The organism is Stutzerimonas stutzeri, from assembly GCF_024448715.1.
Taxonomy (GTDB): domain Bacteria; phylum Pseudomonadota; class Gammaproteobacteria; order Pseudomonadales; family Pseudomonadaceae; genus Stutzerimonas; species Stutzerimonas stutzeri_AR.
On sequence record NZ_JAMOHZ010000008.1, the window covers coordinates 84,052 to 100,913 of the forward strand.

Annotated in this window: 11 protein-coding genes and 1 pseudogene; 4 read left to right on the plus strand and 8 right to left on the minus strand. The window is 62.1% G+C overall.

All coding sequences use genetic code 11. The features are described from left to right. Positions 1-118: 118 nt before the first annotated feature. Positions 119-1,093: a D-2-hydroxyacid dehydrogenase family protein gene (locus tag NAV33_RS17220; RefSeq protein WP_255982293.1), complete on the minus strand. Its 975-nt coding sequence runs from the start codon at positions 1,091-1,093 to the stop codon at positions 119-121. Positions 1,094-1,664: 571 nt separating this feature from the next. Between NAV33_RS17220 and phhA the strand changes: the two genes are divergently transcribed. From phhA to NAV33_RS17240, 4 genes are all read left to right on the plus strand, one after another. Continuing rightward, the gene (phhA, locus tag NAV33_RS17225; protein ID WP_255982296.1) at positions 1,665-2,450 is read left to right on the plus strand and encodes a phenylalanine 4-monooxygenase; all 786 of its coding nucleotides are present in this window, start codon (positions 1,665-1,667) and stop codon (positions 2,448-2,450) included. 181 nt (positions 2,451-2,631) lie between these two features. Beyond that, complete coding sequence (locus NAV33_RS17230) at positions 2,632-2,988, plus strand: 4a-hydroxytetrahydrobiopterin dehydratase (protein ID WP_045430164.1); 357 nt, start codon at positions 2,632-2,634, stop codon at positions 2,986-2,988. Continuing rightward, positions 2,985-4,184 (plus strand): amino acid aminotransferase, encoded by a 1,200-nt coding sequence (locus NAV33_RS17235; protein ID WP_255982298.1) that lies wholly within the window; start codon positions 2,985-2,987, stop codon positions 4,182-4,184. Before NAV33_RS17230 ends, NAV33_RS17235 begins: the two co-directional genes overlap by 4 nt. 320 nt (positions 4,185-4,504) lie before the next feature. Then, entirely contained in the window at positions 4,505-5,326 is an 822-nt protein-coding gene (locus NAV33_RS17240; protein ID WP_255982300.1) for an EAL domain-containing protein, read from the plus strand. 7 nt (positions 5,327-5,333) lie between these two features. Here NAV33_RS17240 and NAV33_RS21480 read toward each other — a convergent pair. The 7 genes and pseudogenes from NAV33_RS21480 to NAV33_RS17270 form a co-directional block, all read right to left on the minus strand. After that, a pseudogene (locus NAV33_RS21480) lies at positions 5,334-5,426 on the minus strand (type 1 glutamine amidotransferase domain-containing protein); the annotation flags it as partial. Between the two features lie 431 nt (positions 5,427-5,857). After that, positions 5,858-7,747, minus strand: coding sequence for a methyl-accepting chemotaxis protein (locus NAV33_RS17245; RefSeq protein ID WP_255982302.1), 1,890 nt, complete (start codon positions 7,745-7,747; stop codon positions 5,858-5,860). Between the two features lie 274 nt (positions 7,748-8,021). Continuing rightward, a complete protein-coding gene (locus NAV33_RS17250) occupies positions 8,022-9,482 on the minus strand; it encodes a sodium-dependent transporter (RefSeq protein ID WP_255982304.1) in 1,461 nt (486 codons plus the stop codon). 84 nt (positions 9,483-9,566) lie between these two features. Next, entirely contained in the window at positions 9,567-10,256 is a 690-nt protein-coding gene (gene maiA / locus NAV33_RS17255) for a maleylacetoacetate isomerase (RefSeq protein ID WP_255982306.1), read from the minus strand. A gap of 135 nt (positions 10,257-10,391) precedes the next feature. After that, positions 10,392-11,504 carry a 4-hydroxyphenylpyruvate dioxygenase gene (hppD, locus tag NAV33_RS17260; protein ID WP_255982308.1) on the minus strand — a complete coding sequence of 371 codons (1,113 nt, stop codon included), beginning with the start codon at positions 11,502-11,504 and terminating at the stop codon, positions 10,392-10,394. Positions 11,505-11,935: 431 nt separating this feature from the next. Continuing rightward, entirely contained in the window at positions 11,936-13,027 is a 1,092-nt protein-coding gene (locus NAV33_RS17265) for a Glu/Leu/Phe/Val dehydrogenase dimerization domain-containing protein (protein ID WP_255982310.1), read from the minus strand. Between the two features lie 193 nt (positions 13,028-13,220). Beyond that, entirely contained in the window at positions 13,221-16,691 is a 3,471-nt protein-coding gene (locus NAV33_RS17270) for an indolepyruvate ferredoxin oxidoreductase family protein (protein WP_255982312.1), read from the minus strand. Positions 16,692-16,862 lie beyond the last annotated feature (171 nt).

Below are 16,862 nucleotides of genomic sequence, written 5' to 3' on the forward strand. Positions count from 1 at the left end.
CTTATGGCGTGGGGTTTGGCCGCGCCAACTTCTGCGCCTCGCCATGATAGGCGTCAAGATTATTTGACACCCCACGCGCACCGCAAGCGGTCTCCTGGCTGGCTTGCGTTTCAGTAGATCAGGCCTTGCGTGGCAGAACCTCGGGATTGGCCAGCTCGCAGGGCCCGCCAGCAAAGAAAGTTCGCACATTGGCGAAGGCATCGCCGAAATACAGCTCGTAACCTTGCCGCTCCACATAACCCAGATGAGGCGTGCAGAGCACCTTGGGATGCTGTAGCAACGGGTCCTGCGGGTCGGTCAGCGGCTCGTCCTCGAAGACATCGAGCGCCGCGAACCCCGGTCGTCCCTGGTTCAATCCGTCGAGCAGCGCGCCCGGTGCGATCAGCTGGGCGCGACTGGTATTGACCAGTAGCGAGGTGGGTTTCATCAACGCCAGGTCTTCGCCGGTGACGATGTGCAACGTGCTGTCCGACAGACGCAGATTGAGGCTGAGCACATCGACTTCGCTGAAGAAGGCTTGCCGGCTGGCAGCCGCCTGATGGCCATCGCGCCTGGCGGCTTCGCGCGATGTCTCGCTGCCCCAGACCATCACCGGCATCTCGAAGGCCTGGGCGTAACGGGCCAGCCGCTGGCCAATCTTGCCGTAACCCCAGATGCCCAGCGTCTGGCCGCAGAGTCGCTCGCCCAGATTGATCTGCCACTGCCCCGCATACAGCGCCTGCATCGCCGGAAAGAGCGCGCGCCGCGCCATGAGGATCAGCGTCCAGGTGAGTTCGGCCGGTGCGATGGGAGAGCCCCGCCCCTCCATGACCGCCACGCCATTGCGTGTACAGGCGGCGAGGTCGAGATGCGCGGAAACCTTGCCGGTCTGGCTGATCAGCTTGAGCCGGGGGAGCCGCGCCAGCAGCGCCTCGTCGATGATCGTGCGTTCGCGTGTCAATACCAGGGCATCGGCGTCTGCGAAGCGTTCGGCGAGAATATTCGGATCCTGTTCCGCCTCGTGATAAACCGTCACCTGATGGCCGTCGAGCCGGTCGAAGCAGTCCAGCGAACGGGTGACATTCTGATAGTCGTCGGGGATGACGATGTGCATGACGTGTTCTCCAGTGCCGCCAGCCCGATCGTCTAGCTGGCGTGTGCCAATATTCCATAGAAGGCCAGGTGATTAAAACGCCGACGCCACAGGGTGAAGCGGTCGCTTTCGTTGTTGCAACCTTTGCCGTGACCGCCGTCCAGATACTTCAGTTTACTGCGCCCGATGCGTCCAGCGGGCGAACCCTAAATCGGCCGTAAGGCAGACCGGCCGGCCCTGGGAAAGAACGGTAGGTTTACGTGCCCACAGCCGAAAACCCGCGTCGCGCAGGGGGTCTTTAGTTTTGCTAAAGATGCTCCGACGTTGCGGCTCTCCCTACGCTGGGGCCAATGCCAGCTGCTGTCCGTGCAAACGCTCTAATCCACAAATTATTGGAAAGAATAATTTACGGAAGGGAGGCGATTAACAGGCTACGCTTCGCACTCCAAGAAAATCGTAAACATAACGTTACGGACTACCGTGTTTCGATGGGCTTAAAGGTGACAACTCGGTCTCCTCGCCCGCACGCAACGGGGTTGAATGAGCCATTCATAACAACAAAGCTCAGGCGGCCACCCGCTCAGGAGGTCCGATGAAAACCACGCAATACGTCGCTCGCGAACCGGACGCGCAAGGTCACATCCATTACCCGGACGCTGAACACGCCGTCTGGCAGACCCTGATCGAACGCCAGCTGAAGCTTCTCGACGGCCGCGCCTGTCAGCAATATCTGGACGGGATCGAACAGCTCGCTTTGCCCCGCGATCGCATTCCGCAATTACATGAAATCAACCGTGTACTCGAAGCGACGACCGGCTGGCAGGTGGCGCGAGTGCCGGCGCTGATCCCGTTCCAGACATTCTTCGAGCTGCTGGCGAGCAAACGCTTTCCGGTCGCCACTTTCATCCGCAGCCCGGAAGAGCTGGACTACCTGCAGGAACCGGATATTTTTCACGAGATATTCGGTCACTGCCCGCTACTGACCAACCCCTGGTTCGCCGAATTCACTCACACCTATGGCCAGCTCGGCCTCAAGGCCAGCAAGGAAGAACGCGTCTATCTGGCGCGCCTGTACTGGATGACCATCGAGTTCGGCCTGGTCGATACCCCGGCAGGCCGGCGCATCTACGGCGGCGGCATTCTTTCCTCACCGAAGGAGACGCTCTATAGCCTGTCCGACGAACCCGAGCACCAGCGCTTCGATGTGGTCGAGGCGATGCGCACGCCGTACCGTATCGACATCTTGCAGCCGGTGTACTTCGTACTCCCCGAGCTCAAGCGCCTGTTCGAGGTTGCCCATGAAGACATCATGGAATACGTGCGCACCGCCATGCAGCGAGGCCTGCACCAACCGAAGTTTCCGCCCAAGGCGGCATAGTTTGCTGAACGGTGGGCTAAAGCCCACCCTACGGCCGATGCCCATCCAACGCGGCGCAGATTGTAGGGTGGGATTTAGTTTTTGTAGGGTGGGCCGGGCGGCGTTCCGCTTTAGCCCACCGAAGACAAGCAATCACCGCACACGTCCGTTCCATTTCCATTCATCAACAAAGGACCGAACCATGACCGCCCTCACCCAAGCCCACTGCGAAGCCTGCCGCGCCGATGCGCCCAAGGTTTCCGATGACGAACTGGCCGAGCTGATCAAGCAGATCCCCGACTGGAACATCGAAACCCGCGACGGCCACATGGAGCTGGAGAAGGTGTTCCTGTTCAAGAATTTCCGCCACGCGTTGGCATTCACTAATGCCGTCGGCGAGATCGCCGAAGCCGAGGGGCATCACCCTGGTCTGCTCACCGAGTGGGGCAAGGTCACCGTGACTTGGTGGAGCCATTCGATCAAAGGCCTACATCGCAACGACTTCATCATGGCCGCGCGTACCGACGAGGTGGCGAAAACCGCCGAGGGCCGCAAGTGAAGCATTTCGGTGAAGTGGTGCGGGTCCCCGGCGACCCGATTCTCGGTCTGCTCGATGCCTATCGCGCCGACCCGAACCCGGCCAAGCTCGACCTGGGCGTCGGCGTCTACAAGGACGCTCTGGGCCTGACGCCGATTCCCAAAGCCGTGAAGCTGGCCGAGCAACGGCTGATCGACAGCGAGCAGACCAAGAGCTATATCGGCGGACATGGCGATCCGTTGTTCGGCGATCGACTGCTGCGCCTGGTTCTCGGCGAAGCATCACCCGCGCTGATCGAAAACCGCGCCGGCTGCACCCAGACCCCCGGCGGCACCGGCGCGCTGCGGCTAGTGGGCGACTTCATCGCCAAATGCCTGCCGGGCCGCAGCCTCTGGCTCAGCGACCCGACCTGGCCAATCCACGAAACCTTGTTCGCCGCGGCCCGACTGAAGGTCGAGCACTATCCCTACGTCAACACGCAGAACCAACTCGACGTTCCGGCCATGCTCGCCGCGCTGGAGCGGATTCCCTGCGGCGATGTGGTGCTGCTGCACGCTTGCTGCCACAACCCCACCGGCTACGACCTGAGCCAGGCCGACTGGCGTCAGGTGCTGGAGATCGTCCGTAGCCGTGAGCTGTTGCCGCTGTTCGACTTCGCTTATCAGGGCTTCGGCGACGGGCTGGACGAAGACGCCTGGGCCGTGCGCCTGTTTGTCGAGGCGTTGCCGGAGGTATTGATCACCAGCTCCTGCTCGAAGAATTTCGGCCTGTATCGCGAACGTACCGGCGCGCTGATCGCGGTCGCCGACAATGGCGATTCGCTGATCGACGTGCGCAGCCAATTCGCCTCAGTGGCGCGCAATCTTTGGTCGACCCCACCGTCCCATGGCGCCGCCGTGGTGGCGACGATTCTGGCCAATAGCGAGCTGCGCCAGCTCTGGCAGCAGGAAGTCGCCGCCAAACGCGAGCGCATTGCCGGTCTGCGTCAGGGTTTGGTGGAAGCACTCGCGTCATACGGCCTGGCCGAGCGCTTCGCACATATCGCCCGGCAGCGCGGAATGTTTTCCTATACCGGCCTGACGGCCGAACAAGTGCTGCGCCTGCGCCGCGAGGATTCGGTTTATCTGGTCGAAAGCGGACGCGCCAATATTGCCGGGTTGGATGCCGAGCGGCTGGCCCAACTCGCCGAAGCGATTGCGCGGGTCGTGCAGAACTGAGACGGGCTGGAAGCTACATCCGCAACTACATGCTGCCTGAACGTACCCACGCTCCGCCGTGGGCACGATCGGAAATGCCCTTGCCGAATCGATCGAAAAGCCCTCCGCCAGCGCTAATCAAAAGCCGAGTCGACCGCACGGAACCTGAACAGAGACCGTATGTCGTATCAATTGGCCATCATGGCGCATCGATCTGCACTAACATGGTGGCTCAGCTAACCGCAACGCAGCCGCTATGAGACCCCGGCGACGACAGACGGGGTCCAGCGCCGAGAACTGCGGCCGCTAACGTCCAAACATGTCCGACAACGAGCGCGCCAATGATTCAACGTGACGCCAGTAATCCTGCTCCCGCTTCCTATTCCTGCCATTCCGCCGAGGAGCACGGCGGTTGTCCCAGCTGCGCCAGCGGCGAGCGCCTCGGCTTTCGCTTCAGCTACGCCTATCAGCCGATCGTCGACCTGCAGGCACGCGACATCTTCGCTCATGAAGCCCTAGTCCGAGGAGTCAACGGCGAACCAGCGCCCAGCGTGCTGTCGCAAGTGACCGAGGACAATCGTTTCCGCTTCGACCAAGCCTGTCGCGTCAAGGCGATCAAAACCGCGGCCAAGCTCGACATGCGTTCCAGGTTGTCGATCAACTTCATGCCCAACGCCATCTACCGTCCCGAGCTATGCATCCGCTCGACACTTGAAGCGGCGCGCGTGCATGACTTTCCGGTAGAACGAATCATCTTCGAAACCGTCGAGGGCGAGCGCATCAGCGATGCCAAGTGGCTCGCCGAAGTCCTGAGCGAATACCAACGCATTGGTTTCTTGACCGCTATCGACGATTTCGGCGCGGGCTTCGCTGGGCTGAATCTGCTCGCCGATTTCCAGCCGGACATCATCAAGCTGGACATGGATCTTATCCGCGGCATCGATCAGAGCCGTGCCCGCCAGGCCATCGTTCGCGCCACGGTGCGGATGTGCCAGGAACTGACTATCTCCGTTATCGGCGAAGGCGTGGAAACCCTTGATGAATGCAGCGCTCTGCACGATCTGGGCATCAACCTGATGCAGGGTTATCTATTCAGCAAGCCGTTGTTCGAATCCTGCGGCCAGGCGGACCTACTGACCTGGCCGCGCGGGCTACCAAGCTGAGCCACGCTCAACCCGCCTTTAACAGCTTGAGCAGCTCACGTGCGGCCTCTTTCGAGGACGCCGGGTTCCGCCCGGTAATCAGCAAGCCGTCGACCCGGAGATTGATCGGTTGGCGCAGCCGTGTGCCTGCTCCGTTCTGCCCCATACGGACCGGAGCCGAGACGACGTGAAGGTGCCGCACCCGTAGGGTGGGCTTCAGCCCACCGGCGGCGAGGCTCCGGGTTTTGGTGGGCTAAAGCCCACCCTACCTATCGCCGTGCGACAACTTCGTTGCACAGGTCATCTGCAGGAGCAAGACTTTTTGGTTCCTTTTTGGCGGGGCGGCCATCCGTGCGACTGCTAAAACGGACTCGCCCAGCAGGGCCAAACCAATGCGCCAGCCCGCTTGCCAAAGGCGACCACAGCGAACGCAAGCCCACAAGCTTCGCGACCAACGACTCGGCGCCCCCTCGCGCCTACGAAAAGCCGGAATGCGATGCGACTCGGCAAAATAAAAAGGGCGCCGAAGCGCCCTTACCAACAAACTTCCGATCAGATCCGAAAGCTCCCCACCAGCTGCTTCAGCCTCGCAGCCTGTTGCTCCAGATCGCCACAAGCACGCAGGGTCGACTGCAGGTTCTCCACGCCTTCCTGGTTGAGGGTGTTGATCTCGGTGATGTCCATGTTCAGCGACTCGATCACCGAGGTCTGTTCCTCGGTAGCGGTAGCCACCGACTGGTTCATCGCATCGATCTCGCCGATGCTCTGGGTCACGCTGCCCAGACGCTCGCCGGCCTGGTTGGCGATGCCCACGCTGGCCTCGCTCTGACGCTGGCTCTCGGTCATGGTGGACACCGAATCACGTGCGCCAACCTGCAGCTTCTCGATCATGCCGTGGATTTCTTGCGCCGAAGTCTGGGTGCGGTGGGCCAAACTGCGCACCTCGTCAGCCACTACCGCGAAGCCACGCCCGGCTTCCCCGGCACGTGCCGCTTCGATGGCGGCGTTGAGCGCCAGCAGATTGGTCTGCTCGGAAATGCCCTTGATCACATCGAGGATCTGCCCGATGCCAACGGTCTGGCTGTTGAGCGCCTCGATCTGGGTGCAGGATGCGCTGATGTTGTTCGATAGCTTCTTCATCGCCTCGATATTCTGCTCGACCACCTTGCGCCCGTCTTCGGCCTGATGGCTGGCGCCGCTGGCTTGCTGCGATGCATCGGCGGCATTGCGGGCGATTTCTTGCGCGGCGGCGCCGAGCTGGTTGATCGCCGCGGCAACGCTGTTGGTGCGGCTGGCCTGCTCGTCGGAATTCAGCATCGACGAGTTGGACGCGGTCAGCACGCGCTGCGCGACCTCGTTGACCTGCTCGGTGGCTGACGACACTTCCCGAATCGAGCCATGGATCCGCTCAACGAAGCGGTTGAAGGCCATCGCCAATTCACCGAACTCGTCCTGCGATTGCACGGTAAGACGGCGAGTCAGATCACCCTCACCTTCGGCAATGTTGGCCATTGCCCTGCCCATATCGGTCAGCGGACGCATCAGCACGCGAATCAGCATGCCCAGCAGCACCATGATGAACACTACTGCAATCACAGCCGCCACGAAGGCAGAGGTACGGAAGCTGGACAGCGCCGCATAGGCCTTTTCCTTATCCACCGAAATGCCGACGTACCAGGTCACCGACGGCAGGCCGGGAACCGGGCTGAAGCTGAGGATGCGCTCCTGGCCATCAAGCTCTGCCTCGCTAAAACCGCTGTTCAGCGAAGGCGTGTTCTTTGGATAGAGCTCAGCCAGCGACTTCATGACTTTGGTCTTGTCGGGGTGAACCAACACCTTGCCGTCGCCGCTGACGAGGAACGCATAGCCCATGCCGTCGAAGTTCAAGGCGTTGATGATGTCTACCAGCACCTTCAGACTGAGGTCGCCACCCACCACGCCCAGGTTCTGGCTACCAGCTTTGGCCGGCGTCGCTACGGTGATGATCAGCTCGTTGGTCGCCGCATCCTGATAGGGCTCGGTCAGTGTGGTCTTGCCTGCGTTGACTGCGTCCGTGTACCAGGGGCGCTGGCGCGGGTCGTAGCCAGCCGGCAACTCGAAGCGTGGGTGAACGATGAATTCGCCATCGTTGCGACCCAGGTAAGTAAAGGCGAAGGTGGAGCTGAGGGCCGGTTGCTGTACCAGTGCTTCGACGGCAGCACCGGAGCTATCGCGAGCGATGGTCTGCGCCGTGTTTTCCAGCAACACGAGGCGCCCTGAAAGCCAGTTTTGAATGTTGTGCGCCGTAACTTCGCCCATCTCGTCCAGGTAGCTTTCCAGCTTGGCCTGGATGGCGTTGCGCTGCAGGTAATCGTTGTAGAGCGTGAACAGGGCGAAGGTCGCGATCACCACGAGTGAGGCGGCCAGCAGGATCTTGTGGCTGAATTTGAGATGACTAGGCATGGCGCGAGTCCGGGTTGATCTGAATCGAAGCGGCAATCCTTTCCTGGCTGAGCGTCCTTGCACTAGTCGATTTGTCGGCTGCGGCGGCCGTATCTTTAACCCAGCAATCCGATCGGAATAGCCGCAAGCGCCCGTCAGCCGGGCGCTTCGGCCGATATCACGACGCATACCGATGAACGGTATGGCATTTCGAAACGACCACTGCGCCACCGAACAAAAAACGGCACGCCTGTTACCAGCGCGCCGTTCTGTTGCTGCATTTAGATGTCGGGAATTAGCGCCCAGCCAGCACCGGCAACACACGCGGGCGCAGACCCTCACCGAGGATGGTCAGAACGCCCACGGCACCCGCAATCCAGTACCAGCGTACCAGCGGGTCGAAGCCCAACCAGCCGAGGGCATGCAGGAATACCATCAGGATCATCACCGGGCTGACGTAGCGCACCATGAACAGCCAGAGCGCATAGCCCAGCGGTGGCAAGTTCAGCTCGTCGCGCATGATGTCGCCGCGCAAACAGTAGCCGGCCAGTATCACCATGAAGATTCCGCCCAGCGGCATCATCCAGCGCGAGGTGATGTAATCCAGACCGTCGAACAGGGTCATGCCGAACAGCTTCCAGTCTGCGCCGACGTTGAACGAAAGCATCGCCAGCAGACTGATCACCAGCAGCAGCGAGCCCGACCCGAGCGCTGCGCGGCTGCGACGGATGCCGTATTTCTCGTTGAGGTAGGCCACCACCGCTTCGATCATCGAGATCGCCGACGTCAGCGCCGCCACCGAGACCATGGCGAAGAACAGCACGCCGAACACCGTGCCGAACGGCATCTGCTGGAAGGCCAGCGGCAGGCTCATGAAGATCAGCCCTGGTCCGGCGCTGGGGTCCATGCCGTTGGCGAAGATCACCGGGAAGATCGCCAGGCCCGCCAGCAGCGCCACACAGGTGTCGGCGATGGCGACGATGAAGGTGGTACGGGCGATGGATTGGCCATCGGGGATATAGGAGCCGTAGGTGAGAATCGCCCCGGAGGCCAGGCTGAGAGTAAAGAACGCGTGGCCGAGGGCCGCCAACAGCGCCTCGCCGGTCAGCTTGCTGCTATCGAAACTGAACAGGAAGGCGAAACCTTCGGAAAAACTGCCGTTGGTAAAGGAATAGCCCACCAGCACGATCAGCATCAGCGCCAGCCCCGGCATCATCCAGCGGAAGGCCCGCTCCACGCCGGCTTGTACGCCCTTGCCAACGATCCACAGCGTCAGCAGCGCCACCAGCACGCTCCAGCCACCGAGCGCCCAAGGGTTGGCGTTGTGCGCTTCGAAGACTTGCCCAAGCGCCTCGACACTTGGCGCCGCCAGTGAGCCGTCGAGCATTTTCCAGGTATAGGCGAAGGCCCAGCCTGCGACGACCACGTAGAAGCAGAGGATCATGAATCCCGCCAGCATGGCCATGCCGCCCACTGCTTTCCATAACGGGTTGCCATTGTTCTCGCGCACTACCCTGCCAATGGCGTCGATGGGGCTGCCACGCCCACGCCGGCCAATGGCGATCTCGGTCATCATCACCGGAATGCCGATGGCCAGGATGCACGCCAGATACATCAGCACGAAAGCGCCACCACCGTATTCGCCAGTGATGTAAGGGAATTTCCAGATATTGCCGAGGCCGACCGCGGAACCGGTCGCGGCGAGAATGAAGCCCCAGCGAGAGAGCCAGAGATTCTTGGGTTTTTCACGGGTCATGCGTCACCTGTTTGTTTTTATCTGTGACGAGGATGGAACCCGCCACGCTCGTGGCGCGGCGGAATATGCAAGGCGGATACACCTTTATTGAGCGTCGGGCTGCACCTCCGGGGCGGCGTTGCGAAACGCCTCCAGACCGTCACAGCGCGCGACCATCTCGAGAATGCGTGGGTACGCGGTGAGGTCACAGGCAAAACGGCGCGCATTGTATACCTGCGGGATCAGACATGCCTCCAAGTAGCCTGGCCGACCGCCGAGTGACAGCTTGCCTTCGAATGCCGCCAGCCCCTGCTCGAAGCTGGTAAGACCGGTGGTGATCCAGTGGCGGATCCACCTGTTCTTGGCCTCGTCGTCCACGCCCAACGTACCGCTGAGGTATTGCAGTACTCGCAGATTGTTCAGCGGATGCAGATCACAGGCGATGTGCAACGCTAGCGAGCGCACCCGTGCACGATCGGCCGGATCATCGGGCAGCAAGGCCGGGAGCGGGAACACTTCGTCCAGGTATTCGAGAATCGCCAGCGACTGGCTGATGCGCTCGTTGCCATCGATCAACAGCGGCACCAGCGCCTGCGGGTTGAGTGCCTTGTAGTCGGCTGAATGCTGCTGGCCGCCATCCTTGACCAAATGCACGGGCAGGTTTTCGAATGCCAGCCCTTTCAAGTTAAGCGCGATGCGCACTCGGTAAGCGGCGCTGGAGCGCCAGTAGCCGTAGAGCTTGAGCGTAGGCGCTGCGCTTGGCGAATCGGTGGTTGTGGCTTGAGTGTTTTCCATGAATATCCCTGAGCAGTAGGGTGGCCGAACGGCGTAGTAGGGTGGGCTTCAGCCCACCATTTCAGGGCTGCTGCTTCCGCATCGGTGGGCTAAAGCGGAGCGCCGCCCGGCCCACCCTACGTACTGCGCCGACTGTTACTCACCACCGATTACGCCGCGGCGAACCTGATCTTCCTCGATGGATTCGAACAGCGCCTTGAAGTTGCCTTCGCCAAAACCCTGGTTGCCCTTGCGCTGGATGATCTCGAAGAAGATCGGGCCGATCACCGTGTTGGTGAAAATCTGCAGCAGGATGCCGTCGTCACCTGATTTGCCAGTGCCCGGTTTATCGACGCCCGGCGCGCCATCGATCAGCAGGTTCAGCTCGCGCAGCACCTCGGTGGGCTCGCCATGTCCGGCGACGCGGGCGTCGACTTTCTCGTAATAGGTGTCAGGCGTGCACATGAAATCCACGCCGTTGGCACGCAGCTGGCGCACGGTGGCGTAGATGTCGTCGGTGGACAGAGCGATGTGCTGGATGCCCTCGCCGTGGTATTCGCGGATGAATTCCTCGATCTGCGATTTGTCATCGGCCGACTCGTTGATCGGGATGCGGATCTTGCCGCAGGGCGCCGTCATCGCGCGGGAGAACAGGCCGGTGAGCTTGCCCTCAATGTCGAAATAACGGATCTCGCGGAAGTTGGCGATGCGCTCGTAGAAGCCGGACCAGACGTCCATCTGCCCGCGCATGACGTTGTGGGTCAGGTGGTCGATGCAGGTCAGACCCACGGCGTTGTCGTTCGGCGTGCGGCCTTCGATGTATTCGAAGTCGACGTCATAGATGCTCTTGTCACCGTAACGGTCGACGAGGTACAGCAGCGAGCCGCCAATACCCTCGACACAGGGAATGTTCAGCTCGCCGAAGTTGGCGTGGCTACCCACCAGCTTGGCGCCCTGGGATTCGACATAGGCGGCAGCTTGGGCGGCATTCTTTACCCGAAACGCCATGGCGCAGGCGCTCGGCCCGTGCTTTTCGGCGAAAGCATGCACATGACCGCTCGGGCTGCCGTTGAGCACGATGTTGATGTCGTTCTGCTGGAACAGCCAGACGGCCTTGGAACGATGTTTGGCCGTCTCGGTGAAACCCATCTGGTTGAACAGCTGCCGCAGCTGCTCGATGCCCTCGGCATTCGGCGCGGTGAATTCGACGAATTCGAAGCCATCAGTGCCGATGGGGTTGTGCTGCTCGATCTTGGTCACGGCGTTCATGTCGCCTCCTGGTTCTTGTTGTTCGGAGCCGCTGCACGGCTTGGCTGCGCCCATCACAAACCAGCCGGAGAAGACACACAAGCCCGCCGCAAGCCTCGTCCGCAGCCGGAAACACGCTGTGCTGGAAGGATTTATTTACAGCATGCTGTAAGGCCCGGATGCCGAGGTTGCGCCGTTTCAGGCGTAACGAAAAGCTGACAGCGCCGTGCGACAGCCCGTCGCATCTCGTTCGTAGGGTGGTGCTTTAGCCCACCGGGCGCTGGTGGGCTGAAGCGCCACCCTACACGACCCGCTGCGCTGCATTCAGGCAGTTGCCAAGGCTGCTAAACCGAGCCGCTCAGGTTGAAACACAAGCCCGGCACCGGTAGGGCTGCGCCTGTATCAAATGGCTCGGCAGCTGCGAAACGGGCGGCACGGAGCCGCCGGGAACGTTAAGCGTGCAGGCGTTGCTCGCGCGGCTGCGACATGCCGCCGGCTTGCACGCGTTCAAGCGCCAAGCGGTCAGCGATGATCGACGTGGGTTCGCCGCTGGCAGCGGCACGGTTGAAGATCTCACGCAGGGTATCGCCGATGCCTTTGACATGCGCATCGGTCTGCGCCGCGCTGCCCCCGATGCGTTGGTAATAGACGTCGATGATGCCGCCAGCGTTGATGGCATAGTCCGGCGCGTAAAGGTGATTGCGACGCTGCAGCTCGACGCCGATCTCCGGAGTCGCCAGCTGGTTGTTCGCGGCACCGGCGATCACCGGTGCGCGCAGGCTCTGCAGGGTTTCGGCATTGAGAATGCCGCCCATGGCGCAGGGCGCGAACACGTCCACATCCAGGCCGTAGATATCGTGCGGGCGCACCGCGTTGGCGCTCAATTCGTCCATTGCCTGCTGCACGTTGGCATCGAAGATGTCGCTCACCCACAGCTCGGCACCGGCGGCCTTGAGGTGACGGGCCAGGCCGAGACCGACGTGACCAACGCCCTGAATCGCGACTTTCAATCCGTTCAGGTCGTCGCGACCGAGGCGATGACGCACCGCCGCTTTAAGCCCGACGAACACACCGAGCGCGGTGGACGGCGACGGGTCGCCGCTGGCGATGCTGCCGTCGAGCGTCGTGCGTGGAGTGGCGCCGATGACATGGCGGGTGCGCTGGGCAAACGCCTGCATTTCCGGCTCGCCGGTGCCCGAATCGGCCGCGGTGATGTAGCGCCCGCCGAGGCTGTCGATAAAATCACCCATGGCGTGCAGCAGCGCCTGGCTCTTCCCGCTATGTGGATCGCCAACGATCACCGCCTTTCCGCCACCGAGCTTGAGCCCCGCCAGCGACGACTTCAGCGTCATCCCGCGGGACAGCCGCAGCACATCGCGCAGGGCATCGTCGTCACTGGCGTAGGGAAACATCCGGCAGCCGCCCAATGCCGGGCCGAGCGTGGTGTCGTGAATCGCGATGATGGCTTTGAGGCCCGACGCCTTGTCGTGGCAGAACACCACCTGTTCGTGGTGATCGAAATCGGGATGGGTGAAGACGGACATTGCGGATTCCTCTGTTTTTGTTCGGTTCGGCCCCGGTTCATCGAGGCCGTTGAAATTTATTAGTGAACAGCATGTGCACAGAGCCAAACCGTAGGGTGGGCTTTAGCCCACCGGCTGCGGTCGCCAATAGCTCTGGTGGGCTGAAGCCCACCCTACTGGAGCGCTGGCGGACCCACCCTGCTACCCCTACGAATCATGCCGCAGGCTCGAACAACCGCACGCTCTGCACCTCGTCGCCGCGGTTCAGTTGCTCCTTCAGCAGCTTTTCCTGCTGGCGGGCCTTGGCGATGGAGCGCTCCTTCACCGGGCCGTAACCGCGGATCTGTTCCGGCAGCGCCGCAATCGCCACGGCGGTGCGGTAATTGGTCGGTTTGAGCTGGGTCAGGAGTTCATCAAGGTTGTGCTCGTACTCGCTGATCAACTCGCGCTCGACACGGCGATCATGGCCGTAACCGAACACATCCAGCGGCGTCCCGCGCAGAAATTTCAGCTTCGCCAGCACGCCGAAGGCATTCAGCACCCAAGGCCCGAGTTCGCGCTTGCGTGGCTCGCCAGTGGCGCTGTCGCGCTTGGCCAGCCAGGCCGGTGCCAGATGGAACTGCAGTTTGTAGTCGCCCTCGAACTGCGCTTCGAGCTGCTGGCGGAATTCCGGCTCGCTGTACAGCCGCGCCACTTCGTACTCGTCCTTGTAGGCCAAGAGCTTGAAGTAATAACGCGCCACGGCTTTGGACAGGGCCAGATCGTCGGCCGTATCCACTGCGCGCACGCGCTCGACCATTGCCCGATAACGCTTGGCGTAGGCCGCATTCTGGTACTGGGTAAGGAAGTCCACGCGCCAGTCGACGATCTCTTCCAACGTCTGGCAGATCGGTTCGGACGCTTCGGCCGGACGCGCCAGCCTTTCCACCGCCTCGCGTTCGAGCACCGCACGACGGCCCCAGCGGAACGCCTGCAGGTTCAGCTCAGCGGATACGCCGTTAATGGTGATGGCCTTCTCGATGGCCTCGGCCGAAAGCGGCAACAGACCCTGTTGATAGGCGAAGCCCAGCAGGAAGAGATTGGTGGCGATGCTGTCACCCAGCAACCGCGTGGCCAGGCGAGTGGCATCGATAAAGTGAGTCTTCTCGGCGCCCACCGCATCCATCAGTGCTTCACGCATGGCCTTGCCCGGCACCTGGGCATCCGGATTTCGGGTGAATTCGGCAGTGGCCGACTCGTGGCTGTTGATCACCGCATGGCTGATCTGGTCGTTGAGGCGGGTCAGCGAATCGTCACCCGCGGCAACGATCAGGTCGCAGCCCAGCAGGAGATCGGTCTCGCCAGCGGCGATGCGCACCGCGTAGACATCGTCCTGTTTGGCGGCGATACGGATGTGCGTCACCACCGGGCCGAACTTCTGCGCCAGACCGGCCTGATCGAGAACGGTGCAGCCCTTGCCTTCCAAGTGCGCGGCCATGCCCAGCAGCGCGCCGAGGGTAGTGACGCCGCTGCCGCCGACACCGGGAATCAGCACATTCCAAGGACGCTCCAGGGTCGGATGCTGCGGCTCCGGCAGTTGGTCGCCCGAAATGCCACCGGCCACGGCTTCCGGCTTGCGCAGCCCGCCGCCATGCACGGTAACGAAACTCGGACAAAAGCCTTCGACGCAGGAAAAATCCTTGTTGCAGGCGTTCTGGTCGATCTCGCGCTTGCGCCCCAGCTCGGTTTCCAGCGGCAACACAGCCAGGCAGTTGGACTTCTCGCCACAGTCGCCGCAGCCCTCGCACACGGCGGGGTTGATGAAGGCGCGCTTGGCCGGATCTTCCAGCTTGCCGCGCTTGCGCCGACGGCGCTTCTCGGTAGCGCAGGTCTGGTCGTAGATGATCACCGAGACGCCTTTAAACTCGCGCAGCTCGCGCTGTACGGCGTCCAGGTCACGGCGATGATGGAAGCTGGTGATCGGTGCGAAGGTGTTGCGGGTCGGGTATTTGTCCGGCTCGTCGCTGACCAGGGCAATGCGTTTGACGCCTTCGTCGGCAACCTGTCGGCTGAGCTGATCGACGCGCAGCTCGCCATCAATCGGCTGGCCACCAGTCATCGCCACCGCATCGTTGTAGAGAATCTTGAAAGTGATGTTCACGCCAGCGGCCACCGCAGCGCGCACCGCCAGGCTGCCGGAATGGAAGTAGGTGCCATCGCCGAGATTCTGGAACATGTGTGGCGTCTCGGTGAACGGCGCCTGACCGATCCAGTTGACCCCCTCGCCGCCCATCTGGGTAAAGGTCTCGGTGCGCCGGTCCATCCACTGCACCATGTAATGGCAGCCGATGCCGGCCGAGGCTCGGCTGCCTTCCGGCACCTTGGTCGAACTGTTGTGCGGGCAGCCGGAGCAGTAATGAGGCGTACGCACAGTGTCGTAGCTACGGGCGGCCAGGGCTTTTTCCTTGGCCGACAGGAAGGCCAGCCGCGCCTGGATGCTGTCGCTGGTGTAGATCGGCGCGAGGCGCTTGGCGATTACCCGGGCGATCATCGCCGGGGTCAGCTCGCTGAGGTTCGGCAACAGCGAGGTGCCGTGCTCGTCGAACTCACCGACAACGCGCGGGCGCTTGTCCAATGGCCAGTTGTAGAGCTGCCCGGTGAGCTGGTCTTCAAGGATGCTGCGCTTCTCTTCGACCACCAGAATCTCGTCCAAACCCTGGGCAAATTCATGCACCGAGACCGGCTCCAGCGGCCAGCTCATGCCGACCTTGAGTACCCGCAGACCGACCGAGGCGCACAGCGCTTCGTCCAAACCGAGGTCGTCCAGGGCCTGGCGCACGTCGAGGTAGCTCTTGCCGGTGGTGATGATGCCGAGGCGCGGATTCGGCGAATCGAGCATTACGCGGTTGAGGTTGTTGGCGCGGGCGAAGGCGCGGGCGGCGTAGATCTTGTAGAGGTTGAGGCGTTTTTCCTGCGCCAGCGGTGGGTCCGGCCAGCGGATGTGTACGCCGTCTTCGGGCAGTTCGAAATCATCCGGGATGCGCGTCTGCACCCGTAGCGGATCGACTTCCACGACAGCCGATGAGTCGACATTCTCGGCGATGGTCTTGAGCGCCACCCAGCAACCGGAATAGCGCGACAACTCCCAGCCGATGATGCCGTAGTCGAGAATTTCCTGAACGTTGGCCGGGTTCAGCACCGGGATCGAGGCGGCGATAAAGGCGTGCTCGCTCTGGTGCGGCAGCGTCGAGGATTTGCAGCCATGGTCGTCACCCGCCAGCAGCAAGACCCCGCCGTGGGGCGAGACACCGGCGGCGTTACCGTGCTTGAAGACGTCACCGGAGCGGTCGACGCCCGGCCCCTTGCCGTACCACATGGCGAACACGCCATCATACTTGGCACCGGGGAACAGGTTGGTCTGCTGGCTGCCCCAGACGGCTGTAGCCGCCAGTTCCTCGTTGAGGCCCGGCTGGAAGTGAATGGCGTTCTGCTTGAGATAGTCGCGCGCTTCCCAGAGGCTCTTGTCCAGCCCGCCGAGCGGCGAGCCGCGATAGCCGGAGATGAAGCAACCGGTATTCAGGTTCTGAGCCTGGTCGCGCTGATGCTGCAGCATCGGCAGGCGGGTCAGCGCCTGGGTGCCGGTGAGGTACAGATGCCCGGTTGCGAGCCGGTACTTGTCATCCAGGCGGATCTCGGCCAATGACATGTGGCGCTCCTGTTTGTTTTTATCGGAGTCAGGACAACGTTTTACGTTGCCCGCCTAACAAGGCTGTGGGGGCTGCACGGTAAGCCGTCCCACGCCAGCGTCCGGCAGGGGATCACCCCACCGTTGCGCGTTGGATAAGAGTCTGGCCGGGACGAAGAGAGATTTTCTTTC